The organism is Leptospira chreensis (assembly GCF_016919165.1).
Taxonomy (GTDB): Bacteria; Spirochaetota; Leptospiria; order Leptospirales; family Leptospiraceae; genus Leptospira_A; species Leptospira_A chreensis.
In genome coordinates this window covers 1-25,370 of the sequence record NZ_JAFFPS010000066.1, presented here as the reverse complement: position 1 = coordinate 25,370, position 25,370 = coordinate 1, and the positions used below count along the sequence as shown (strand labels likewise).

Genomic DNA, 25,370 nt, shown 5'->3' with positions numbered 1-25,370 from the left:
TGGTAATTACTCCTGGTGATTATGGAGAGAAGGCCATACCCGTTCCCATTCCGAACACGGAAGTCAAGCTTCTCATCGCCGATGGTACTATTGGGTTCGCTCAATGGGAGAGTAGGACATTGCCGGGTTAGCACTTATAATCCATACGAAAGCGTTCACGAAAGTGGGCGCTTTTTTTATTTGTGTGGTCCGGCGAATGTCCGCGACTATTCGCTAGGCAAACAAAGTTTGCTCCGCGAATGTCGCCTGCTCGCTCCCTATGGGTCGCTGTGCAGGATTGCGGGTTAGGATCTTTTCCTCTGTTACCAATATTCAATTTTCCCGAATAGTCCTAGAGCGGGGTGTCTTGCTCGAAATCTGAGGTATGATTGCGGGGTTACGATTAGTTCCTATTTTATAAAAATTAAATCCACTACCAATTCCAAGAGTAATGAGCTTCAAGAACCGATCGTTCGCGAAATAGGTGAGGTTTGTTGTAAGAAGCGAGAAGGCTTGCCAGGATTTGTAAAAATCACCTAACGAAGGTAGGTGTTATATGTATCCTAAGTGGAGTCAGGGCTGGTTTTTTGGTTTAAAACTCAGTAGATTTACTAATTCGAAGTCAGAAAATCGTAAGCATTCAGCGGAGGAGAGAGTTGTATCCTTCTTTTTTTACCTAGTTATCGCTTGCAGTTTTTTCAAATCTGCTTTGAGATTGGAAGTCGATGGAAAACTTGATTCCTAGTGAAGTCTATTCCTCTCTCGTATTGCAATACCTCTACGATGCGGTCATTGTTACAGATTTGGAATTTAAAGTCACCAGTTGGAATTTAGCTGCAGAACGAATTTACGGATTCACTGCAGATGAAGTCATCGGCCAGTCCACAGTTACACTTTTAAAAACAGAACAAACCAATACCACAAGGGCCAGTCGTCTTTCGGAGCTCCAAACCAAAGGGATTTGGCAGGGTGAAGTTTTCCAATACGATAAAGAATCTAGAAAACTAAAAATTCGTTCTGCTGCCAGTTTTTTAAAAGACAAATCTGGCAAAACCATTGGTCTCATTGCGATCAATCGTGATATCACCGAAGAAAATGAAATCCAAGAAGAACTTGCGGATAGCGAAGAACGGTTCCGTATGAGTTTTGATAATGCCGGTATCGGTGTATGTTTTTTGGATTTAAATGGGCGATTCATTAAGGTAAACAAAAAACTAGAAGCGATGTTGGGTTATAGCGAAAGAGAACTTATTGGAAGAAGATCAAATGAGTTCGCTTACGAAGAAGACAAACAACTTTTTGAGTCCTTTCGTGAATCCGCTATCGGCGGTGCTAAGGAAAGTATCACATATGAAAAAAGATTTTATTCAAAAGAGAAAAATATTCTGTGGGTTGAAATCTCCAATACTTTGGTAAAAGATAGAAATGGGGAACCATCTTATTTTGTTGTTCACTTAAATGATATTACCGGTAGAAAAAATGCTGAGTTCCATTTGTTGAATGCAAAAAAAGAAGCAGAAAGAGCCAACGAAGCAAAATCAGAATTTGTTGCCAATATGAGCCACGAAATCCGAACTCCACTCAATGGAGTCATTGGCTTTAATGAATTATTACTCACGACCAACTTAGATTCCGATCAAAAAGAATATGTAAAAAATGCCATCAGTAGTGCCCACGGTCTTCTTGGTATCATCAACGATGTATTAGATATTTCCAAAATTGAAGCTGGGAAATTAGTATTAAACGAAGTTACCTCCAATCTAAAACAGATCATAAAAGATTCGTTAGGTGTTTTGAAATGGAAAGCGAATGAAAAGGGGATTGAACTTCGCCTGGATGAAGGGCCAGATGTTCCAGAAATTATCTTTGTCGATGCCACAAGACTTCGCCAAATTCTCATTAACTTGCTTGGAAATGCAGTGAAATTTACAGAAGTGGGTGGGGTTGTATTGAAAGTAGCAGCATCCTCAGGCGAAAATCAAAAAACAAAACTAGAATTTACAATCACAGATACAGGTATTGGGATTCCGGAAGAACATAAATCTCATCTATTCCAATCGTTTTGGCAAGGGGAATCCAATTCCACTCGTCGGTATGGGGGAACTGGGCTCGGGTTAAGGATCACCAAGTCTTTGTTAGATTTGATGGGAGGCCAAATTGAATTCCATTCGGAACATGGAGTGGGGACCGAGTTTCGATTTGTGATTGAATGTAGTTCTGTGGACCAAACCACACATCAAAGTTCTCAGGATGAGAATGAATACCAAAATGAACTGCTCGCACAATTGGATCAGTCTGTCCTCAGTGAAGTTTCTCCTTATATTTTGGTAGTAGAAGATAATGAGATGAATCGGAATCTTTTAAAACGAATGATTCAAAAATACATTCCGAACGCTCGAATCAAAGAAGCAGTCGATGGATTAGAGGCGGTTCGTTTTTTCCACGAATCCACTCCTGATTTGGTTTTTATGGATGTCCAAATGCCCAATATGGATGGACTAGAAGCGGCGACTGAAATTCGCAAACAACAGGCAGGCACATCGGTACCCATCGTTGCACTGACAGCTGGGGCATTGTATGAAGAACGCAAAAAATGTTTTGAAGTAGGAATGGATCAGTTTTTGACCAAACCGATCGATATTTTAGCTCTCAATCAAATTCTATTTCATTATTTGAACCAGTAATCTTTCGAATAGAGTAGCAAAAACTTTCGAATCAGGCCAATTTGTCCAAAATGAGACGATTTCCTTTCTTAGCTTATCTTGGTCCAGGCCTTTTGTATGCCGGCGCTGCCGTCGGTGTTTCCCATCTTGTACAATCGACAAGGGCAGGAGCCGTATATGGATACGGTCTCCTCTTTGTTGTGTTATTTGCCAACCTAATCAAATATCCTTTTTTTGTCGTAGGAACCAAATACACCATTATTACCGGTAAATCTTTGTTAGATGGTTACGAGGCCCTGGGTCGGTTGCCCGTCTGGATCTTTTTCTTTATATCGATTGGAACGATGTGTATCATCGTTGCGACGGTAACACTCGTCACTTCGGGACTATTTTCCAATCTCCTAGGGATCACTATGGAGCCTTGGTTACTCTGCGCCATCATTTTGGTGTTTTGTTTTCTATTACTTGCGATTGGTAAGTTTGCAGCTCTTGACGGTCTTATGAAATGGATCGTGGTTTTATTGACTGTTTCTACTGTCGTTGCAATGGTTCTTTCTTTTTATGCTGCCATTCCGAAATTAGAAACAACAGGGAAAGTTTTTGAAATTTCTAACTTGGGGGATGTTGCCTTTCTCATTGCTCTTATGGGTTGGATGCCAATCCCGATCGAAGCGGCGGTTTGGCAATCAGATTGGACCCTCGCCAAAAAAACTCCGGATGGAAAACTCCCACCAATGAAATATGCCATGATCGATTTTAACATCGGTTATATTGGAACAACGTTACTTGCGGTTTGTTTTTTAGCACTTGGTGCGAATATGATGTACAACACGGGAGCAGAATTCTCCTCGCAAGCCGTTAGTTTTGCTTCAGAGCTTGTGCGTTTGTATACTTCTGCTATTGGATCCTGGTCTTATCCTATCATTCTCATTGCCGCCTTTTTTACTATGTTCTCTACTACTTTAACTTGTTTTGATGCCTATCCAAGAGTGGTATCTAACGCCAGCCGTCGTTTGTTCAAACCATTGGAAAAGGTCCCGACAGAAAAACTCTATTGGTATTGGATTGTCCTCGTGGGTGTCGGATCCATTTTGATTTTATTATTTTTTAGAACCAATATGAAGAGTTTGGTCGATTTTGCGACCACCGTTTCATTTTTGAATGCACCAGTTCTTGCTCTCATTCACCATTTGATTTTATTTGGAAAAGAAATTCCTCGAGAACAAAGACCAAAACCTTGGATGAATTTACTTTCTTGGTTTGGTATTTTATTCCTTTTTGGCTTTTCGATCTATTATATCAATATTACCTTTCTTTAAAGTATGGAGAGAGAAAAAACGCACTCTATTTTTTTCTCTCTTTCTCCACTTCTCTACTTAATCCTTTCGATTCTATTTTTTCGATTTGTTTGGGTGGTTTCTTATCCTCACCCAATCGCTTTATTGGTAGCCGGAGTTTTTTCGTTTCTGCAAAGAAGGAATCGAAAGTTTTTATTTCTCAAATCCTCATTTCGTAAAAACCTTGTTTCTGTTTTGCCTGCGATGGAGATTCTTTTTTTTGTAGGAATGCTCATCGCCTCTTGGGCCTATTCCGGAGTTCTTCTTACGATGATCCAAGTGGGGATTTTATTTCTCCAACCAGATTATTTTTTACCATCTCTTGCGATAGTGGCAGCCATTGCGGCTATGGTTTCCGGTTCTTCTTGGACCACTGCGGGTACACTCGGTGTCGCTCTTATGGGTGTGGCCGAAGTGATTGCCTTTCCTGAAACCATGGCAGCCGGTGCGATTGTAAGTGGATGTTACTTTGGAGACAAACTCTCTCCTCTGTCTGATACAACCAACCTAGCATCTAGTTTGACCCATGTCCCTATCTGGAAACATATCCGCCATATGTTGAAAACAACTTGTATTAGTTTTGGTTTGGCAATTTTAGGATTCTATTTTTTAAACCTCTATGTTTGGGATCCCAACCAAGTAACCAATCTTTCTTTAGAGTCCGGGATTTTGGCATCAGTTTCTTCTTTTGGGGTTTCCTGGATGAAATTAATTCCAGTGGCACTCGTCTTTGGATCTTCTATTTTTAAAATGCATATTCGTATTTCTCTGTTACTCGGGATTGTCTCTGCGATTGGATTTAGTAGTTTTGAATTGGGTCTCCCGAATGAGATTGGGAAGACACTGATTTATGGATTTGAATCTCATTCAGGAAATGAAATCCTGGATCGGTTTTTAAGTGGGGGAGGGGTGGTTGCCATTCTACCTACAGAAGTTCTCATCCTCGCTGCAGTTTGGTTTGGCGCTGTTGTGGAAGGATACGGTTATTTAAATGAAATATTAATCCAAATCAAAGTTTGGGCCAAAGACCGGTGGGACATTCTACTTTCGACGATGGGAACTTCGTTTCTATTGAATTTAGTGACAGCAGACCAATATTTATCTTTAGTAATCCCTGCTCGTGCCTTTCGCAGTCTTGCAGAAGAAAAAGGAATTCCTGAAAAAGATATCTCTCGTTCCTTAGAAGACTCCGGAACCATCACATCTCCCCTGATTCCTTGGAATAGTTGTGGGGCGTTTATGTCTACTTCCCTGGGTGTTTCTGTTTTTTCTTTCCTTCCCTTTGTATTCTTTAACTTATTCCATGTAATCTTATCTGTATCATTGATACTCATTGCAAAAAATAAATCTAAAAGTTCATAGTTAAACGATACTCGTTCGTATAAAGACGACTTGCTTCTATCTACAATCAATAATACAGTTTCTTTCCTATATGGATGCTTTATACATTCCATCCATGTTACCAAAAATCCTAGATGAAACGATTCTCACTCTCATACAAGAAGCCAGATCCAATAACGATCTGAATCTGCTAAAAGAACAGTTACCCATTTGGATGGCCGATCGTTTGGCAAAAAAAAGAAAAATCACTGATGATGAGAGTTGTGAGATGATGGTAACGATCTTGGAAGTTTTTTCTAAGATGTGGGCCCTTAGTTTAAACTACCATATAACCAATGTTCTTGGATTTTTTGTGACCTATGCTTTTAACCAGTATAGAAACCGGTTCCGTCGTGCAGAAATCCCTGAGTCTGGGGAATTATACTTACAATTATGGAACTATGAAAAACCAGCAAATGCGGAAATCCCCGTAGAACTTTGGGAGGTAGAAAACCCGCTAAAATCGGAATTAGACAAATTGTCCACCACAACCGCATTAGTTTTGTCCTTACAGTTCGATTTGCCCATGAAACAAAATCTAAAACAACTCTTACTTTGGAAGTTACGCGAAACAAGACATGATGCAGATGATTTCTTTCGAGACTGGGAAGAGAAACGTTTTCGCCAACGCCAACTTTTATCTCGGCTTTCGGGTATGATCACAAGGTATACAAGAAAGCTCTATGAAACTACGGATCTAAATCGGCGGAAATGGTATCTCAAACAAAAGAAACTATGGATTTTACGAAGGACAAGAGCCTTAGATCGCAGTTTCTTTTCCGAACGAGAGATCGCAAAGGTGTTAGGCATTTCCAGAAAGGCAGTTCGCAACCATTTGTCACAGGGAAAACATGAACTGCGTAGAGTCGGCAAAGATTTATTGCACTATGCATAAAAATTTGCTTTACATTCAGCAAATTCGAAGGATGTTTATGGCAACACCACCTTCCGAAGGGTTATGAAAATCAAAGTTACTAGTAAAAACGACGTGCACATCATTAAAATTGAAGGTGCCATCAAAGCCGGAAATGAGTTCGAGCTATCTGAAAAGATTGAACAGTACATCAAAAAAGGCCAAGTCCCCAAATTTATTATTGATTTGAAAAAGGTTCCCTTCATCAACTCAGCTGGTTTGGGAACGTTTCTCAATATATATAAACATATTGATGGCCTCAATGGTAGACTTGTATTTGCGAACTTAAATTCCGATATCGAGAACCTAATGGAAATCACAAAGCTTTCTAGCGTTTTCGAGATTTATAAAACTCTGGAAGAGGCTGAAGACTCCTTCGAATACTAATCGCACGAGGCGATTCTACAGATGAATCCAATCCTGAAGGTAAGTTTAGGAATCGCCAAAACAAAAATCTTTCGCGGACTTTTAGTCCTCTTTCTCCTTTATAAATCCATTTTCAACGCTTTCACAGCAGACGTACTGGTTCCCAAACTAATATCTCATTTCACAATGGGAAGGATGGAGGGAAACTTTGGGTCGTTTTCTCTTTTTTTTGGAATGGAAATCAGCGATTTCCGACTCTACCCAGGACTTCCTTTTGAGAAAGACCCGATCGTCGAAGCCAAACAAATTCGGCTTCGTTACAACCTTCCCCTGTTGTTATTGGGAAAGATTCGAATTTCTGAAATTGGACTCGAGAACGCAAAAATTCAAATCGAAGAGCGGTTGGGGCAGTGGAACTTTGCTTCTCTCGTAAAGGCGTCCAAATCGCAAGAGCCGGAACCAGTTCTCGAAACAAAACCACCGCTTACGGAAATCAAAACCTATCTGCCGTTACAGGCCAGTGCTTACATCAATTTACAAGGGATCGAGTTTCACCTAAAACGTGATACAGGTTCTCTCCATTCTTTTTCTGTAAAGGATCTTTCTTTGGAAACGGAGTTGGAAACCAACCGATTTACATCCATTCCACTGAGTCTTTCCGCTGTAGACCAGATAGATCATGTCCTTCTTTCTCTCAATTCCTCTAAACCCATTCCTTTAGATGTGGATTCAGAGGCATTACGTTGGAAACAAACCATTCCTTTGTCTTTACGATTTGAATGGGATCGAACTGTTTCTCCCGAGATGTTTTTGTTCACTACGGACATAGGAAAGGATGATATCCTCCTTGAAATAAAAGGAAAACCGGTTCAATTGGGCTTACGCCTGTTATCTGATATCCATTTTGACAATTTACTCGACAAAATTGGTATCAATCAATTGGATCTGAGAGTGCTTGGCCAATCTTGGCTTAGTTTGTCTGGTTCGATCAAGGAAGTTTCCACCGACAAACCAAAAGTAGACATTGTTGTGGGTAAGTCCAATATGCAACTGACCTTACTCCAAAGGTCTCTCGACCAACTCCGGGGAATTGTTCCTGAAATCAAAATTTCAGGAGATGTATCTCTCGAAGGAACGGGAATCCAAGGCAATTGGCAAGAGGCAAACGCGAGTGTAAAATTAAAAGCATCGCAATTGTATTTTAAGTTGGGAAAATCAAAAGCCCATTCTCTTTCTTCCGCATTATTAGATATCTCGTCTGAGTTAAATTTAGCAGATACAAAACCTCTTACAGCGGAAAAACCTTTTCCTTATGTGAAATCTTTAAAGATAACACCTTCCCATTTAGATTATAATGGCGCATCCCTTTCCTTTCAGGGAGAATATCTTGAAACCAAAGGATTAAATTTTCATTTAAATATAGATAAACTTCAGTTAGGTGATTATGTTTCCGGACTTGGTGGGAAATTACAAATGGAACTTGGCATTCTTGCGGAGTCATTTGCTTCCCTTCTCATTCACACCAATGCAAAAATTGATGGATTTCGTTACCAGTTGGACCGGTCCCGTTCTCCTTCTTCATTACTTGGATTGAACTTGGATGCGGCTTTAGTCTTTGATAAACCCTTTGGGCTTTCAGAAATCAAAATTTCAAATCTGAACTTAGACCAAAAAACCATCACAGGTCATAAGGCTCTGGAATTGGATCTAAAGGGAAATTTGCGACCCGGTTCTAATCTTTCGGCAAGCGTACAACCGTTAGGTTTGAATGTATATACTTCCAATCTTTTACTAGTCCTCCCTCTTGTTTTAAAAGAAAAAATATCTCCCATTCAAAATCTTCTCGGGAACCAACCCAAGATAAAATTGAATGCTAAGTATACGGCTTCGGGTTCTTCCAAACAAATCAAAGCAGATTTAGGTGCAGAGTTACCTGGTTTGGAAATGAAGGATTTAAAACTTGCAGCAGACCTATCTTTGTCTGGTGCCAATACAAATGAAATTTTAATTAGAACTCTTAAGATGAATGCCTTTGGCGGAATTTTTCATTTATCTGCCAATGGGAAGTTAACCAATCACGGAAAACCAAAACCGCCTCTTGGACCTTATTTTGGAAATTTAGATTTGAAATTTGGTCTTACGTCACCCACCAAACAGTATTTAGCAAAAGGTCTGAGTTTCCAAGGAGATTTGGGTTTGGATCTAACGATTCGTGATTACGATATCAATGGTGAGTTCCATTCGAAAGTGCCTACGATATCGTATAACAACCAAAAATGCCCTGGGGAACAATGCCAAGCCTACCTTTTGGAAGAGGTTGTGGCTAAGATCCCAATCCAACACAATTTAGCCCGCAGTCATGAAGATAGTCTCATTGTAGGTGATAAATCTATATTCATAAAAAACTATGGTCGTAACCATCCTCCCAACCTAACTATAGGTCAAGTGCTCGGCACTCATCCGAGTATACCCAATCTTCCTTTTGAATATGTAAAAAGGCAAAAGGATGCTCCAGGCCTCACTGCATTTATCGAATATAAAGAAAATTATGCAAATATTGAATCTTTACGTTCTTATTCCTTAGATGGATTGGTTTTAGGAAAGAACATGGTATTCAATTTAGGGAATCTAGATCCTAAGTCCATGGAGTTTCGTGGAAATTTTCTTATCAGAGATATTGATTTAAAACAACTCATGGCTCCCAAAGTTCGGGATAAAATTGATGATGGTAAACTCAAAGCAGATCTTAATATTTCCGTCAGAGATTTGAGTGAACCTGTTGCCAATTTAGATTTGTTTTTTTCTATTTTTCAAATTGGACGTGACTTTGGGAAAAGTGCATTGAACGTCATTTCTCCACAAAACTTTCTAATCGATCGTATTACTGATAGTTATTCGATTAATAAAATCGATGTTTCTTTGTCTAAGGGACTGGTTTATGCTGATGTATATTTCAATCGGTCACTATTATCTTTATTAATCAATTTAGAAGACGGTAAAATTTCTCAACAGAGAATGCCACTTGCCAATTTTTTGAAACGTACTCAGAGCGAAATCCAAACATACCAAGAGTGAGGTATTTATGAAACGTCTTATCCTCGTATTTTTATTATTGGGATGTAAAGCCATTTGGAACGTAAAAGTTCCTCCCATCACCATCACCAATGCACAAACTGCCGCAGAAAAACAAATGGTGGGAGAAGATAGGGAGCTAGAGAAAGAGGGATGGATGATTGCTTCCATCCAATCTTCCTCAAACGGCCAATCCAATCGGGAAAGGTTAGCATCCGAAGATTCAGATCCTGAAATTAGAGCTCATAGGATTCGTTTGAATTATTTGATGCCAGAGTTAAAAAAATACAAAATGCACGGAATGGTGGGGGAGACACCCGTAGGTTTTGTAAAACTAAACCCGCTCGCTTTGGGATTGCCCACATACACCCAATATGAACTTCCTGCCAAAAAAAAACGTGTGGAAGATGTGATTGTTTTTTTGAACGAATCAAGAAAGATTATTTGGGAAAAAGAAGTATCCAATCAAAAGAAAAAAGGGAAAAAAGAAGAGGAACTAGTTAAATACAAACAATCCTTAGTTGATGAGTATTATAAGTCAGTTTCCGCCGGGGAATATTTTGAAACCATTACAGGAAGATGGGAGAAATTCCAATGAAACCTTCGCTACGGTTTCCACTTCTCTTCATTTCCCTTTTTCTGTTCGTTTTCTTTAATTGTGCATTGTTCCAAAAAAATGTTAAAATGACCAATGTCGATTTTGACTATTCTGCTATTTCTAAAAACTATTTTTCCCCAACACAATCGAAACCCTTCCCTCTCACTGTCCAACGAGGGAACAATCTTTATAATTCCACAACCAAAGATGGAAGGTATTTATTTTACGCTACTGACCAAAAAGGGAATTTTGATATTTGGTTTCGTGACTTACAAAGTTCCGTTGTGGTTCCTGTAACTAACCATCCATTTTCTGAAACCAAACCTTCTATTTCACCTAACGGAAAGTATTTGGTATTCGTTTCTGAAGAATTCGATTCTGAAGGTGATTTGATCCTTCTTCCAATGGATACGGATGAATGGATACGTGAGTTACTTAAAGGTAATCGATTTATTGATGACGATTTTATCAATTTAACAAATAAACCTAATAAAAAAGGTGAGTATACAAAAGGGATCATTGATACAGATCCGGTTTGGTCCCCGGATGGGGAAACCATTTACTTTGTGTCGGACAGGTTCACTCCAGGCCTACCCAATCTTTGTGCTCTGAAATTAAAAAATCCAGACCAAGTAACTTCGATTACTTCCCAAGGTGCGACTTCGCCTTATGTTTCTTCCGATGGAAATACTATCTATTTTATATCTTATTTTGAAGAATCGAAAGGCGAAGTTTATAAAATCAACTTACAAAATTCAGAGATACAAAGAATTACAAACAATGCCTATTTGGATTTTTCACCAACCGTAGATTCCAAATCAAAAAATTTATACTATGCTTCTATCCGAAAGGATACAAACCAAAATGGAAAACTGGACGAAAGGGATCATAGTATCCTTGTCATGATGAACTTGGAAACCGGGGAAGAAAGAATCCTATCTTCTGGAGAAACTTCCAATTTTGATGTGCGTTATTCACATTTTAACGGCGGATCTATTTTGTTTTCTGCCTCTTATTTCAATGCCATTAATATTTATTTCATTCCCGAAAACGGAGCCATTCCTAAACAAACGAACATTCGCGAACAATACCAATATGCAAAAACATTTTCTAGCGGTCAAAGTTTAGAATCTTACTTTTTGGCGTTGGACTCAGTAGAATTATTTTATTCGGAAGACCCACTGTTCCCTGTTTATTCTGCTCGGGTTGCCATATTAAAATATATATCTCTCATAAGGATTGGAAAACGAGAAGAGGCACGCCTGTTTTTGGACTCCTACCGCCAAAAGGCAGAAGTATCTAAGAACCAATTTGCTTTAAGTCTTGTTCGTTGGGAAGAGTCAAAACAAACAGGTAAAAAATTTGATTTTGTAACTGAAGTCAAATCTCATTCATCATCCAAGTGGACAAAAGATGGAGAAGCCATGCTTTATCATTTGTATGCGGATGAATTAGAAACAGAAAAAAAATTGGTTCAAGCAGTTGATGCTTTAAAGTTTATTTATGAAAAATTTCCCGATTACCATCAAATTGATGAAATAAAACGTCGTTTAGGTGGATATGAATTCAAACCCAATTCTTTGAAATTATCCTTATTGTATCAGGAAATGATTCAAGGTTGGGAAAAAGAAAAGAGTCGGTATCTATCCAATCCATCCGTTCCATTCTCGAATGATCAAAAGAGAGACCTGCGTTACCTTTTAGAAGATGTGATTCAAAAGATTTCTGAAAATCGCAATAGCGAGTCATTAATTTTACATGCTGATGGTCTTTTGGCTGATGCAGAAGTAAACAAGATCCCGCAATTTGTAATGACTTTGAAATACATAAAAGCAAAAGCTTTTTCGGACATTCGTAAGTTTAATGAATCTAATGAGGTTTTAGATTCGATGATTCCTATTCCAATCCAAATTGACTTGGAACCTCCAGGAAAACCTTCAGTTTTTGAAACTCCCGTATTTATTGCAGCTTATAAAAGTCCTATATTATTGCGTGCGAATTTACTAAAGTACTATAATCAAAAATCTGCCGGAAATACTTCGGATGCTCTCCGTAACTTAAAAATTTATTTAGAGTTTTATGATCCTATATTGGGTGTTGATTTGGGTGCAGAAGACATCCAAAGTGCCTTTTTTTACTTTGAAAACAAAGCTGTTGAATTTGAGCGAATTGGTGATTTGCTCCAATCGTCTTTTCATTATTTTTTCAATAACCAAAACATGTTTCTTGTGAAAACTAGGAATTTGTATCTTGATTCTCTTTATAAAGAATACGCAATTTATTACCAACGAAAGATGGTGGATACGATCTTTCGTTACGGGAAAAAAATTCGGGAAGAAGAAGAGCGGGCTCTCTTAAACCAGCTAAATATCTTAAGTAAAGATAAACTAAACGTTGTTGGTAATTTGTCGAATGCAACTTCCATTTTTATGGACAATGAACTTCTGCGCGGTGTGGTCGATATTAAAGACTTCGAAAAAATTGAAGTCTTATCCGAAAAAGCACTTAGTTGGACCGAGTTGTATTATAAACAAGCAGTTCCTCGTGCAAGACCTTATTTGGATCTAGCCACACTCTATGGTTATTCTTATTATCTAATCAATAAATATGTAACCTTCGAGTCTTATTATTATGCTACAGGGACTATGACGGAAGTTCGTAAAAGTGAAATTTTGGAAAATTTCAAAAGAGCGGAATTGGAGCTTCGTTGGATCATTTATGCTGACCCTACACATTATGATGCATACCAACTACTAGGTTGGTTGTATCAATATGTCGATTTGATTAAAATGCAAAAAAATCCTAAGTCGGGAGAAATCGATTCTGAAGTGTACGAAACACTTTATAAAAAATATTTCCCTGATAAAAATTTAGAAGCTAATATTGAACTCTATAATCAAATCTTAGTCTTTTTGGGAGATGACTACGGCGACCGCAAAGTAATTTCCGATTTAAATCTAAATTTAGGTAATAATTACTTCTTACTTAGCAACTTTCCAAAAGCAAATGAAAGTTATCGTAAAGTAGAGGATGTTTCGATTTATCTATCTGTTAAAAATCAATTTGAAGGATATAAACAAGAAGCCATTTATCGTTTTAATTATGGTAAGTCCTTGATTTACCAAGGACAATATAAAAAGGCATCAGAACAGTTTTCCAAATCAATTGATATTTATTTTAAAAATGAATACTATCAGTCAGTGAATTCCTATGCTTCGGAACCAAATTCGATGACTCTCGAGCAGCTGAATGGGATCCGATCCAAGTTGGCTTTGTTGTTCTCTTTGAAAGGGTTATCCGAGTTGGAGTTTGGGAATTTTGAAGATGCCATTGCTTCTTTCCAAACTGCCATTGCATATAATAAAGATGTGAAGTTTATAAGCCCTGCAAACCTAGCAAATTACTTAGCGATTGCGTTCCAAAAAAGTGGTCGTTTCCGTGACTCCTATCAGATGTTAAATATTGCTGAATTGGAATACAACTCAAGTAAAGAATCCATTATACAGCGATTTCGAAAATGGACTTGGTCCGATATGATTTTTGGGGATGATTTCCGAGTGAAAGGGGATGGCCGTTTCCCGGGTGAGTTCCCGAATGATTTTAAGTACCTTCTCACACTCGGAATACGGATTGAAAACCATATTGAACAAGAAGAGTATTCAGCTGCATTATCTGAAATCAAATCAAGAAATGAAATGATCACATCAAAAGATTTAGATGATACCATCATTGGAAAAAACATTTTAGCAAAATCTAGGCAGGTAGAAGCTCAGATTTATCAAAGAAGTCAATTGCAAACGGAAGCCGCAGAACATTACAGGGAGTTGGCGGAACTACTTTTTGAAAATCCTTCTAACAAAGGTTTTGAAAAGTTATTCCAAAATTATGCTCATTCCGTTTTTTCCATGCAGGAATCAGCAGAGTTTGGTTTGGAGCAAAAACGTATTTTATTAGATCAGTTCCTTGGGCAGTTGGACCGTTGGAAAGATAGGGAAATGTCTACCTGTTCTGAAAAAAATGAAATCTGTGAAAACGGATTTAGGACAAACAATTCAAAGTTTGATATTGTATACGGAACTGCCTTGTATTATTCTTCTCTTCTTTTGGAAAAGGAAGGAAAGGACTATTCTCTTCTTCTAGGAAGAGCTGTTGAAATATTGGAAAATCCAGGTCTTGTTGATCCAAGAGTTGTCGGTTTGTCATTGGATCCTATCTCTAGGCAAACAAGAGTTCGCATTCAGCTCAACTTATATTCCATTTATATGAAGTTAGGCGATATATTTATGGCTGAAAAAAAATGGAAAGAGACATCAGAGCTTGCCTATGAATTTCGTTTAGATGAAGAGATGTTTTGGGCAAACGTACAAAGATTTAAATGGGAAAAGTCTCGTAATCCTAAGGAAAGAAATTCTAATTATTTAAACTATGGAAAGGATGCTGTCCAAACTTACCAGACCAACATAAGTGTCCGACTATTTTCTCCCAAACATCGACTGGTTGATTTTTTGGAATCTTATTCAGAAGTTCAGTTGGCTTCTAAGGAAACCAAAGGATTGGTAAATCACTGGGAAAATTTTAGAAGTTTAGAATTATTTCGCGATTTTGTTTCTGCCCAATTTGAATTTGAAGACTCTAAGTTGAATTTATACTATCAGGATTTGATAAAATGGGTAAAGGGATATCGTAAACTCACTCATTCTATTTCCGATAAAGCATTAAAAAGAGAATCGGTGATCAATTCTCTCAAACAACAAACGTTGGAAGTGCAAAATTTAGATACGGTTGTCTCTAAGCTGAAGAACGTTTCACCCGAAAGATCCGCATTTTTAGAACCGAAACGACCAGGATCCGATGAGTTTCTCAATGGATGGATTGGCCTTTACCAAACAAATGAATCGGTTCATTCTTTGTATTTGTCACAAGGAAAACTTCAAGCAGACACTTGTAAATCTCTAGAGGAAATCCATTCTTGTTTACCAAAGTTAACAGATTCTTTTCCAAGTATTCAAATTATCGGATCAAAAACAAACGGAAGTTTGGTGAAGTCTGTTGTTAATGAATACAAAAAATCGAATTTTTATCCAACTCTTTTTTTTGATAGAACTCATAATGAGTTATTTCCCGAAAGGAATGAACGGAGATTGAAATGGGTGACCATTTATGGAGATTCAGAAAAGAACAAACAGGAGGCAAATGTTCGCCATCTACCTTCTGGAAATTTAGGCGTTTATCTTTTTGATACCGATTATTTAGTAACAAACCGTTCTCTCGACAAACAAACAAGTTTATTCGGGGATGAAAAATCTTATATTTTGCCACTCCGCGAAATTTTCCAAGGGAGTGCTTCTGAAATCTCGGTGATAGGCCTGGATGATTCCAATTTTAATACTCCCAAACAATGGAATCTTTTGAGTAAGGTCTATGAGGTTTTGCGTTCGAAACGAATTCAGAATCTTGTCTCCTATCATTCAGAAACGAAGGAAAACTATACTTCCATGAAACTGGACCAGTTTGCAAAGGATAAGGATCGTTTGCTTTTTGGTAATTGGAAAGAGTTTACCATTTCAAAAGAAGGGCTCGGAAAAAAAGCGGAAGAATTTATAGCTGCCGGTTTTCTTAAAGAAAAGTCCAAAGAATTTGTGGATGCTTATGAAAGTTATTATACAGCCTCAACACTACTTGATGACGGGGATGCATCTTTACCAGTTCTAGAATTAAAATTAGCAAAACTAAAAACAGAAATATTCCCAAATGTTCCAAGAAGGTCTATATTCAAACCACTTTGGTCAAAATATGCAACTTCTCCTTTTCAAAATCAAGTTCGATATGAGTATTTAGTGTCCTGTCTTTCTTCAAAGGATAAGGAAGATTGTAAATTCAATTCTTCTGATTTTATAGGAGAAGAGAAAGATTCCTATTTAGGGGCCCTAGAATTTTACATTCAACTTCGTAGCGGCAAAGTAAAAGACATCGCCAGTAAAAATGAACTTAGATCTAAAGTCGAAACAAAGGAAGATCCTTTTTTACAAGCTTACCGTTTGGGGACTTTGTACATTCAAAATTATTTATTCAATGAAGCTGAGTCGGAAACGAATAAACTCACACAACTGGCAAGAACTCCCAAAGAAAAAACTGTCGTTAAAAATCGTGTTTTGGAGTTATACTTTCATAAAGGGTTTTTGCTGGGAGATAAAGAAATTTATCTGACTCCACTTACATCTACTTCCGCATACAATTATGGATTCAAAAAAGACTGGAAAAATTTTGATGAAAAAGTGCTTTCTCGAGATTTTACAAAGTTCGGTTATGCAGATTCTATTTATGATTCTTACCGGTTAAGATTGTATACAGCATGGAAAGAACAACTCCAAACAGGATACTTCGAACCTCTATCGTTGACACCTGAGTATTTAACAAGTGGCGAGTCTGTAATCACCAAACTTTCTCATTTGAATAAAACATTGTTATTTCATTTGCTCTTGAGTTCGGTTCCCTTCCAAAAGAATGGAGAGGTAAATTCTTTAATTGAACTTTTAGTTTCTGAAGAATTAAAAGAAGGTCGTAGTTATCGAACATTGTTTTTCCGTTTGGAGTTAGCCAAGGCTTTGTTACTTCGCGGTGAAACAGAAATGGTCGAATCTTTAGTTTCTAAAATTCAGACTATGGACAAAGAGTTGGGGGAGGGAAATCGATTTTGGCAAGAAAGATGGAATGATTTTAAGTGGAAACGCGATTATTTTAAAAACCAACCATCTAATGTTTCTCATCCAAGTCCGTTCCTAAAGCTTTTCCAGGCAGCCAAAACCAAAAAACCTGAGGAATATATTTCCCTTTTAAACGAATTTAATAAAAAACATCGCGGGGAATTCTTAAGCCCGGAGCTTAAAGAAGAGTATGAGTTTCTATTCCATTTTCTCTTACAACAAAGTTTGGAAAAAAATAGTTCCGAAAGTTTTTTTGATTTAGCGGTCGCAAGGGAGACGTTTCGTTTTACCTCTAATCGGTTTTCCAATAATGAGTTGTATGTAAAACATATTCCGAACTTTGACTTCTATGCGGAACGACTAAAGAAGAAAATGGTTGGGAAACAAGAGTTCCACGGACTTTTCGATCTTGGGAAAAAAACATATTTTTTAAGTTTTGCTTCTGGAAAGTCACTGGGGCGTGAATTGTTTGCAGATAACAAGTCCATCTATAGAGAATCCGTGCGGTATTTCCGTTCTGCGGAGTCAGGGAATCAAGAAGTAATTCTCAGAGAGTCTTTGGCTGATAAATATAGAACTAGTTTGAGGTTCAATAAATCCAATCGTCACTATATTTATAGTTCTGGAATCCATGCAGTAGTGCCTATGGTTTTACCGGATACGGAGTACTATGGTGTGGCTTCTGTTTCCGATTTTCTTTCTAATCCTGTCATTAAGTTTAGTTCCATTGCTCCTAAAAAACCAGATGTATCTGTTGTGGGTTGGAAATCCTCCTTAGAAAACGAAATTAATGCCAATCTCCTCCTTTGGGAAACCAATGGCAAAAAAGATGGCGTGGCACCATATAGCATTGATTTTGCGGAAATCGGATGGTGTGAGAATAACTTTTTATGTATGGGTGAACGTCCTTTATTTGATGTAACAAGTAAGGGCACAAATACAGCAACCGTATATGCTAACCAAAGGATGGGAACATCGGCTCAGTATACAAATGATTTTAGTGGGGTTGCTTATTACCTTGCGCGGGAGAATGCTGGACTCTTTGTACTCCATTCGGGAATCCAAACGGGGGTTCATAATTTGTTCTTCTTGAAACAGTTTTTACAAACGAGTGATTTACCAATACCGTTACATATTCGTTTGGTAGAAGGTAAAGAAGCGGCCAGGAACTCTACTGTAGATGACCGCTTCTGGATTGGATATAAACTGTATACATCCGCTATGATAGAAGATTAATGTTCTTGGTTTAAAAATTGTTTGCGGCTTTCTTCCGGTAAATCAAAGAGTTTTTGCACTTCTTTATGAAATTGCCGGAAGTTTTTACCGGAACTGATAAACAAAGATTCAAAACTGACTTCTCCGGAATGGTAACGAAGGGCACCTAAAAAATCTTCGTTGTTCCATTCCCGTGTTAAAAATTCTTTGGATTTTTCTTCTGGCACTAATTTCTTTTGGATCACTTCTTCTTTAAATCTTTTGATGATCGTTTGTTTTTGTATGTATTTCTTTTCTGAATCTATTTCCGATGTATACAGGGTTTTTAATTCCTCCGCATACTTTTTTAAAAGATTTAAAGTGATTTCTCTGCGAATCTTTTCTTTTTTAAATTTTTGTAAATGGAGACTCAAATCCCCTTCTTTTTTTGTATAATAAATTTCTACACCTTTCTCTTCCACATAACTGGCATAAGATTCATTTAAGGTAGAATCTCCCGGAAGATAAGCTGTCGCATGTGCCATTTCGTGAAAGACAAGACCAACCAGTCTATGGTCTGGCCAACTTAGCTGTGGGGAGAGAACTGGATCAGAAAACCAACCAAGTGTCGAGTATCCACCGATCGCACGAATGCGTGTATCATATCCTTCGGACTGTAATTCTTTTTCGAGTGAGATTGCCATTTGTTTGTCAAAGAAACCTTTGTAGGGAACCGTACCAGCAATGGGAAACCACCATGTATAGGACTTGAGTTCTAATGCTTCTGAGGCACTGACATTCCAACCAATTTCTTCTCGATCTAACTTTGTATAGTATTCGAAACCTCCTTTTTCATTTAATGCTAGTTCCCCGATGGCAAAATTTCTGGCATCTTGGATTAAATTTAATTTTTGTTTTGTTTTTATATCCAATTTCGGTAGGTTAAGAATATCTTCGATTTTTTCACGACCCAAGATAATGGACGATTGTTCCTTACCTAAGTGAAATAAATACGGTAAACACCCAGAAATAAAAACGGGGAATAGTAGGACCGTAAATATTCTTGGAATCTTTTTGGTTCGACAAGGAAGAGCAATCGACAAAAGTGGAAGGGGTTTTGGCATTCTATGGAAAGAAAAACTTCGATTCCGCCAGTCGTCTACATTAACTTTGCTTTAGTTTTTGTACTTTTGTTTGCGATCTTCTTTCCTGAAATTCGATCGGCTGTCACAAAACTATTTGCTTCCCCAAAACCCATTTCTTCGAGCAAACAAAGCCAAGCCATCCAAATCCAAACAAGTTTTCGCAATGTTTATCGGGAAGCACAACAATTTGTAGTCTCAATCCGTACGAAAAAAACAGAGATGATTTTCCATCCTTATGCTTTTGGTGAAAGTAGAGAGGATCGGATCTCTTCCATCGGCAGTGGCTTTATCATTGATGAAAGAGGGTTTGTTGTCACAAACTACCATGTCATTAAAAATGCCGAGATCATTGAGATCATCATGTCCGATGGGCGAATTTTTCCCGCCCGTTATGTGGGAAGTCATGAAAGGGCCGATATTGCACTTTTAAAAATCCCAAGTAACGACCGTTTTACTCCCGCTTTTCTCGGGAACTCCGATGAAATTGAAGTGGGGGACTGGGCCATTGCCGTGGGTTCCCCTTATGGTCTGGAGAAGACATTCACTGTCGGTGTGGTTTCTGCCAAGTCTCGCGAGGATTTGGATGAAACGGGTCAAACCCATATCCAAACCGATACTGCGATCAATCCCGGATCCAGCGGTGGACCCCTGCTCAATATTTACGGGGAAGTAGTGGGAATCAACCGTATGATCCGCTCTTCCTCGGGTGCGAGTGCCGGGATTGGGTTTGCCATTCCCATCAATTATGCCAAACGAGTGCTCCGCCAAATTGAACAAAATGTCGGTCAAAACATTCGACCGGCAACCCTCGGAGTGATGGCGACCGCTCCTCTCCCGGATCACAGGAAATCTCTGGGAATTCCCGGAGAAACCATCGGTGTTTTGGTCTACGATATTGAACCCAATTCCTCCGCAGAAAAAGGGGGGCTACGGCGTTACGACTTTATTGAGGGGGCCAACGGCCTCCAAATTCGCCATATCAATGATTTACGAGAACAAGTGGGACTTGTTGGTCTGGGGGGCGTCTTACGGTTGAAGATATTACGGGATACCCAAGAGATGGAATTATCGATCCCTTTGGTCGAAGCCGCCTATAAAAAAGGCCAGTAAATTTTATGAGAAGAAATATAGTCCACTCGGGTGCTGATGCACTCATTTATGAAATCCGCCAGATTGTCGCCCTTGCCAAACAAATTGAGGCTATGGGGATCGGCATTACCTGGGAAAATATTGGAGACCCCATCCAAAAGGGAGAATCCATCCCCGATTGGATGAAGGACATCGTAAGTGGACTTGTCGCCCAAAACAAATCTTGGGCCTATACGGCAACACAAGGGGATGAAACCACTCGCAAATTTTTAGCATCTAAGGTGAACGAAAGGGGTGGGGCTCAAATCACTTCTGAGGACATTCTTTTCTTCAACGGGCTCGGTGATGCTGTTGCCAAAATATTTGGATTTATGAGACGAGAAGCAAGGATCCTGGGACCATCTCCCGCCTATTCTACGTTATCTTCTGCTGAAGCGGCACATTCCGGATACGAACACCTAACTTATGAATTAAATCCCGATAATGATTGGATGCCTGATTTAGAAGACATTGAAAATAAAGTAAAATACAATGATTCCATTGCAGGAATCCTTCTCATCAATCCAGACAATCCTACCGGTGCCGTGTATCCAAAAGAAGTTATGCGAGAGATTGTCAAAATTTGTGAAAAATATGACATCATCTTAATTTGTGATGAAACCTATGCTCATGTCAATTATTCGGAATGGGGTAGCATTCACTTATCTGAAGTCATTGGCGACAAGGTTTGTGGTTTTGCTCTTAGATCAATTTCAAAAGAATTCCCGTGGCCTGGTGCTCGTTGTGGTTGGCTTGAGGTATTTAATCGCAAAAACGATCCAACCTTCGAAAGATACATTAAATCCTTGTTAGATGCTAAGATGTTGGAAGTTTGTTCTACAACTCTTCCACAACTTTCCATCCCACTGGTTTACTCTCATCCTGAATTTTTAAACCATCTAAAGTTTAGAAACCAAAAGTTTAAAAAACGGGCAGAGAAGGCAACGGCACTCCTTTCCGGTATTCCTGGAGTCAAAGTCATCCAACCAAAGGGTGCCTTCTATTTAACTGTTTTATTTGAAGAAGGGGCATTAAAACCACATATGACCCTTCCCATTTCCAACACAAAGGTTCGAGACTTCGTTGCACCCTTAATGGACAAGGCGGCTCTTGATAGACGGTTCGTTTTGCATCTATTAGCCTCTGCTGGAATTTGTGTAGTTCCACTCAGTTCCTTTTGTTGTGACAGAAATGGATTTCGTGTCACCTTACTGGAAGAAGACGAGACAAAGTTCGAATGGATTTATAATACTCTCGCAGACAATATCAGGAAGTATTTAGCATCTTAAATGAATTCTCGCGGAAGATATAAAATTGGAATTTTTGATTCGGGTCTGGGTGGACTTTCAGTTCTTAGGACATTGTGGAAGGAAACATCTAATATTGATTATATCTACTTCGGTGATTTGGTAAATTCTCCCTACGGTCAAAAATCCAAATCGGAAGTTCTGGAACTATCAAAAAATGCGTTTGAGTATCTGATCGAAAAAGATTGTGAAGCTGTTTTATTTGCATGTAATACGGCAACATCTGCGGCGGCTGATTTCCTTCGTGCGAAACATTCAGTTCCTATTTTTGGAATGGAACCTGCGTTGAAACCAGCAGTAAGTCAAAATCCGGGAGTCAAAATCGCCGTATTTGCAACAGACCTCACATTAAAAGAGGATAAGTTTAAAACTTTGGTATCCGGATTTCCCGCGGGAACAGAAGTCATTCCTGTTCCTTGTGAAGGACTTGCGAAACTCATCGATAAAGATCTTTGGGAAGATGCTTGGAATTTATTTGATTCCAAAATCAAAACTGTGGTAAAAGACACCGACATTTTTGTGTTAGGTTGCACTCATTATATTTTTCTAAAAGAAAGAATTCTTTATAATTATCCAAAAGTGAAAGTATATGATGGAAATTTGGGAACCACACTTCATATGAAACGAATTCTAAATCTTCCCGATTTCCAAGAAAATAAAAACCAACTCGATATCCTCCTGAATACCTCAGATTCTGATTACGTACATCTAGCAGGAAGGATTGCAAAAACGATCACTCCGAACCATACCCTTTCCCTTATTAATACCACTACAGGAAAACTCCATGTCTGATCCAAATAAAGTTACATATAAAGATGCCGGTGTTGATACCGAAAAAGGACAAGAGTTTGTAAAAAGAATCAAAACAAATGTGGCCTCAACGCATAATAAAAATGTATTGGGTGGTCTTGGTGGTTTTGCCGCATGTTATGATGTTAGTTTTTTAAAATCTTATCAAGAACCAATCCTTTTATCGGGAACAGACGGAGTTGGAACCAAATTACAAATCGCTCGTTTGTTAGACATTCACGACACAGTTGGTATTGATTTGGTTGCCATGTGTGTGAATGATATTCTAGTCAATGGTGGAAAACCTTTGTTTTTTCAGGATTACATTGCTTGTGGTAAACTTTTTTTGCCTCGCATGGAAGCAATTGTTTCAGGAATCGTAAAAGGTTGTAATTTAGCTGATTGTGCTCTAGTGGGTGGTGAAACTGCAGAACACCCAGGTGTGATGCCAGATGATGAATATGATTTGGCAGGATTCGTGGTAGGTGTTGTTGAAAAACAGAAGATGATTGATGGTCGTACCATTAAAGCCGGTGATTCTATTATTGGTTTGGGGTCTTCTGGCCCACATAGCAACGGTTTCTCGCTCATTCGTAAACTTTTGTTAAAAGATGGAAAATTACCTTCTTCTTCAGCAGATTTGGATTTTTTGAAAGACCATGTATTCCAACCAACCAAAATTTATGTAAAAACTATTTTATCTTTAATTCAAAAGTTTTCCATTAAAGGGATGGTTCATATTACCGGCGGAGGTTTTTACGAAAACATTCCTCGAGTATTACCTGCAGGTATTGGAGCAGAAATCAATTTGATTCCTGATTCTTATGTTTTTTCCAAGTTAGAAAAAGACCATACTTTGGATCGTCATGATATGTATGGAACCTTTAATATGGGGATTGGTTATATCTTGGTGGTCGATCCTTCTTTAACAGATTCTGTTCTCGCGGAATTAAAAACTCTCGGTGAGTCTGCATATCTCATCGGAAAAACGGATTCTACTGGGAAGATTTCGATTAAGTAGTTAGCGGAAAACTAACCTTAAAAATTGTCCGTCCTTTAGCGGATTCAAATTCAACGTTTGCGTTGTGCCTATTTGCGATTTCTTTTACAAGATACAATCCAAGTCCCAGCCCATCTCCAGTGGTTTTAGTAGAGAAGAACGGCATAAAGATTTTTGAATGATTTTCTTGTGGGATACCCATACCAGAGTCTTCTATTTCCACATGAACTGTTTCTGATCTTTTAAAACTTCGAATTTGTAATGTACCTTTTACTGCCACTGCTTGGATGGAATTCCAAATGATTTGGCTCCAGAGTTGAACAAGATCTCCTTGGATACATCTAACATTTCCATTATATTCTAAATTGATAATTAAGTTGATATCTCTTAAAAAATGCTCTTTATAAAGAGAAATTGCGGAATGGATTGTATCTGATAATGAATAATCATTCAGTTCTAGGTTTGATTGTAATCCGGCAAAGTTTTTAAGTGTATAGGTGATTTTTGAAAGTCTTTTGACTGAGTTTAAAATATGTTCAGACGATTGTTTTACGAGTAATAGTCTTCGTAAAGTGAGGAAGTCTTCTTTGTTCCGAATCACTGCTTTAATTTTAGATATGATTGGATCGGAAAGATTACGAATACCGGAATCGACTAAAAGTTCGGCGAGTTCTTCTTCTTGTGGAACGGAATGTAGTTTGAAACTTTCCGTAAGAGATTTCCTTGCTTGTCTATTGGATAGACCAGTTAAGATACGAAGGCCATCTGAATCAGTATCGAGTATAAATTGTATTAATTCGCTGACCTGAATATTCGTTTCATGGATTTTTTCTTCTTCCCATTCGGAGATCAATGTTTCTACAGAAGATTTGATCATTCCTATGGGGTTGTTAATTTCGTGGGCAAGACCCGAGACAAGTTGTCCAAGGGAAACCATTTTCTCGTTCTGAATTAACTTTTGTTGTGCCTCCCTTAAAGCATATAACGCAGAGTTGAGTTCAAAGTTACTGGCTTGGAGTTCTTTCGTCCTTGCTTTGACTTTTTCTTCCAAGGATTTGTTTAACTCTTTGAGCTCAATCTCTGCTGCTCGTTTGGATGTTTGATCAATCCCAATCCAAATAATTTTCGATGGTTCGTTTCTATTGTCACGAATGATTCCCAGTCTCCATTCTAGGTATAAAATACGATTGGAAGATGTCACACAACGTAGGATCAAACTTTCTGCAATTTTCTGGATTTCATTTACATCATCCAAAACTGCTTTTAAATAATCACGATCTTCGGGCAGTAAAATTACGTCTTGAATGTAATTTCCTATCGCTTCGTTTTTTCTGAGACCTAATATTGATTCGGTAGCAACATTGATGCTTTCGATCATTCCTTTTGCATCGGTTAACAAAATTAAATTGGCCGCATTGTCGAAGACAGTCGTGTTTAGGTTTTTTTCCTGGAGTAAAGAAATTTCCGTTTTTTTGGATTTTGTGATGTCAAGAGCAACCACATCAATTCGTTTTTCGATATCTAGTATATCAAAAGAAACGTTTACATAGTGTTCTGTCCAAATCAGAGATCCATTCGCATGGATCATACGTAAGACAATTGGTGAACTACCGGCATACAGTTCCGAAATTTTATGTTGGTCTTCGGGAATCACAATATCTTTGAAAAAATTTGGATTTTCGTAGAAGTAATTGATCCCGTAGCCGGTAATTTCTTCCATCTTGGGGCTTATATAGGATGTTCTAGGTTCCGGCAAAAATTCAATGTTATAAATAATTGCTGGGAGTTGGTTGTA

At 38.3% G+C, this 25,370-nt stretch carries 14 protein-coding genes and 1 rRNA gene; 13 read left to right on the top strand and 2 right to left on the bottom strand.

Annotated elements, in window-relative coordinates; translation table 11 throughout:
• Positions 1-11: 11 nt before the first annotated feature.
• The 9 genes from rrf to JWG41_RS17905 all read left to right on the top strand — a co-directional run bounded on the left by rrf (position 12) and on the right by JWG41_RS17905 (position 18,248).
• Positions 12-128, top strand: a 5S ribosomal RNA gene (gene rrf / locus JWG41_RS17945).
• Positions 129-704: 576 nt separating this feature from the next.
• On the top strand, positions 705-2,663 hold the full coding sequence (locus JWG41_RS17940) for a PAS domain-containing hybrid sensor histidine kinase/response regulator (RefSeq protein ID WP_205271187.1): 1,959 nt from the start codon (positions 705-707) through the stop codon (positions 2,661-2,663).
• Between the two features lie 50 nt (positions 2,664-2,713).
• Positions 2,714-3,961 (top strand): Nramp family divalent metal transporter, encoded by a 1,248-nt coding sequence (locus JWG41_RS17935; RefSeq protein WP_205271186.1) that lies wholly within the window; start codon positions 2,714-2,716, stop codon positions 3,959-3,961.
• A 3-nt stretch (positions 3,962-3,964) separates the two neighbouring features.
• On the top strand, positions 3,965-5,341 hold the full coding sequence (locus JWG41_RS17930; protein ID WP_205271185.1) for a Na+/H+ antiporter NhaC family protein: 1,377 nt from the start codon (positions 3,965-3,967) through the stop codon (positions 5,339-5,341).
• Positions 5,342-5,411: 70 nt separating this feature from the next.
• Positions 5,412-6,254, top strand: coding sequence for an RNA polymerase subunit sigma-70 (locus tag JWG41_RS17925; protein WP_232374093.1), 843 nt, complete (start codon positions 5,412-5,414; stop codon positions 6,252-6,254).
• A 63-nt stretch (positions 6,255-6,317) separates the two neighbouring features.
• Complete coding sequence (locus tag JWG41_RS17920; protein WP_002989181.1) at positions 6,318-6,659, top strand: STAS domain-containing protein; 342 nt, start codon at positions 6,318-6,320, stop codon at positions 6,657-6,659.
• 21 nt (positions 6,660-6,680) lie between these two features.
• Positions 6,681-9,713, top strand: a complete 3,033-nt coding sequence (locus JWG41_RS17915; protein WP_205271184.1) for an LIC_11026 family protein — start codon at positions 6,681-6,683, stop codon at positions 9,711-9,713.
• A 7-nt stretch (positions 9,714-9,720) separates the two neighbouring features.
• Complete coding sequence (locus JWG41_RS17910) at positions 9,721-10,308, top strand: DUF1318 domain-containing protein (protein ID WP_205271183.1); 588 nt, start codon at positions 9,721-9,723, stop codon at positions 10,306-10,308.
• Positions 10,309-10,394: 86 nt separating this feature from the next.
• Positions 10,395-18,248 carry a biopolymer transporter TolR gene (locus JWG41_RS17905; protein ID WP_232374092.1) on the top strand — a complete coding sequence of 2,618 codons (7,854 nt, stop codon included), beginning with the start codon at positions 10,395-10,397 and terminating at the stop codon, positions 18,246-18,248.
• Here JWG41_RS17905 and JWG41_RS17900 read toward each other — a convergent pair.
• Entirely contained in the window at positions 18,245-19,330 is a 1,086-nt protein-coding gene (locus tag JWG41_RS17900; protein WP_205271181.1) for an aminopeptidase, read from the bottom strand. The two genes, JWG41_RS17905 and JWG41_RS17900, sit on opposite strands and share 4 nt — an antisense overlap.
• A 3-nt stretch (positions 19,331-19,333) precedes the next feature.
• Here JWG41_RS17900 and JWG41_RS17895 point away from each other — a divergent pair, with 3 nt between their 5' ends.
• From JWG41_RS17895 to purM, 4 genes are read left to right on the top strand one after another with little or no spacing between them, the layout of a single operon-like run.
• The gene (locus JWG41_RS17895) at positions 19,334-20,461 is read left to right on the top strand and encodes a S1C family serine protease (RefSeq protein WP_205271180.1); all 1,128 of its coding nucleotides are present in this window, start codon (positions 19,334-19,336) and stop codon (positions 20,459-20,461) included.
• Positions 20,462-20,466: 5 nt separating this feature from the next.
• Entirely contained in the window at positions 20,467-21,768 is a 1,302-nt protein-coding gene (locus JWG41_RS17890) for a pyridoxal phosphate-dependent aminotransferase (protein WP_205271179.1), read from the top strand.
• Positions 21,769-22,578 (top strand): glutamate racemase, encoded by an 810-nt coding sequence (murI, locus tag JWG41_RS17885; protein WP_205271178.1) that lies wholly within the window; start codon positions 21,769-21,771, stop codon positions 22,576-22,578. It abuts the gene before it with no gap.
• Positions 22,571-23,596 carry a phosphoribosylformylglycinamidine cyclo-ligase gene (gene purM / locus JWG41_RS17880; protein WP_205271177.1) on the top strand — a complete coding sequence of 342 codons (1,026 nt, stop codon included), beginning with the start codon at positions 22,571-22,573 and terminating at the stop codon, positions 23,594-23,596. Before murI ends, purM begins: the two co-directional genes overlap by 8 nt.
• Here the strand turns inward: purM and JWG41_RS17875 are convergent.
• On the bottom strand, positions 23,589-25,370 hold a 1,782-nt coding region (locus JWG41_RS17875; RefSeq protein WP_205271176.1), incomplete at its 5' end, for a PAS domain-containing sensor histidine kinase. The genes purM and JWG41_RS17875 overlap by 8 nt on opposite strands.

What these genes read in the sequence shown, in the direction of transcription:
- JWG41_RS17890 (WP_205271179.1), top strand. Translation starts at nt 20,467, where the DNA reads ATGAGAAGAAATATAGTCCACTCGGGTGCTGATGCACTCATTTATGAA.
- JWG41_RS17910 (WP_205271183.1), top strand. Translation starts at nt 9,721, where the DNA reads ATGAAACGTCTTATCCTCGTATTTTTATTATTGGGATGTAAAGCCATT.
- purM (WP_205271177.1), top strand. Translation starts at nt 22,571, where the DNA reads ATGTCTGATCCAAATAAAGTTACATATAAAGATGCCGGTGTTGATACC.
- murI (WP_205271178.1), top strand. Translation starts at nt 21,769, where the DNA reads ATGAATTCTCGCGGAAGATATAAAATTGGAATTTTTGATTCGGGTCTG.
- JWG41_RS17920 (WP_002989181.1), top strand. Translation starts at nt 6,318, where the DNA reads ATGAAAATCAAAGTTACTAGTAAAAACGACGTGCACATCATTAAAATT.
- JWG41_RS17915 (WP_205271184.1), top strand. Translation starts at nt 6,681, where the DNA reads ATGAATCCAATCCTGAAGGTAAGTTTAGGAATCGCCAAAACAAAAATC.
- JWG41_RS17905 (WP_232374092.1), top strand. Translation starts at nt 10,395, where the DNA reads ATGACCAATGTCGATTTTGACTATTCTGCTATTTCTAAAAACTATTTT.
- JWG41_RS17900 (WP_205271181.1), bottom strand. Translation starts at nt 19,330, where the DNA reads ATGCCAAAACCCCTTCCACTTTTGTCGATTGCTCTTCCTTGTCGAACC.
- JWG41_RS17895 (WP_205271180.1), top strand. Translation starts at nt 19,334, where the DNA reads ATGGAAAGAAAAACTTCGATTCCGCCAGTCGTCTACATTAACTTTGCT.
- JWG41_RS17940 (WP_205271187.1), top strand. Translation starts at nt 705, where the DNA reads ATGGAAAACTTGATTCCTAGTGAAGTCTATTCCTCTCTCGTATTGCAA.
- JWG41_RS17930 (WP_205271185.1), top strand. Translation starts at nt 3,965, where the DNA reads ATGGAGAGAGAAAAAACGCACTCTATTTTTTTCTCTCTTTCTCCACTT.
- JWG41_RS17935 (WP_205271186.1), top strand. Translation starts at nt 2,714, where the DNA reads ATGAGACGATTTCCTTTCTTAGCTTATCTTGGTCCAGGCCTTTTGTAT.
- JWG41_RS17925 (WP_232374093.1), top strand. Translation starts at nt 5,412, where the DNA reads ATGGATGCTTTATACATTCCATCCATGTTACCAAAAATCCTAGATGAA.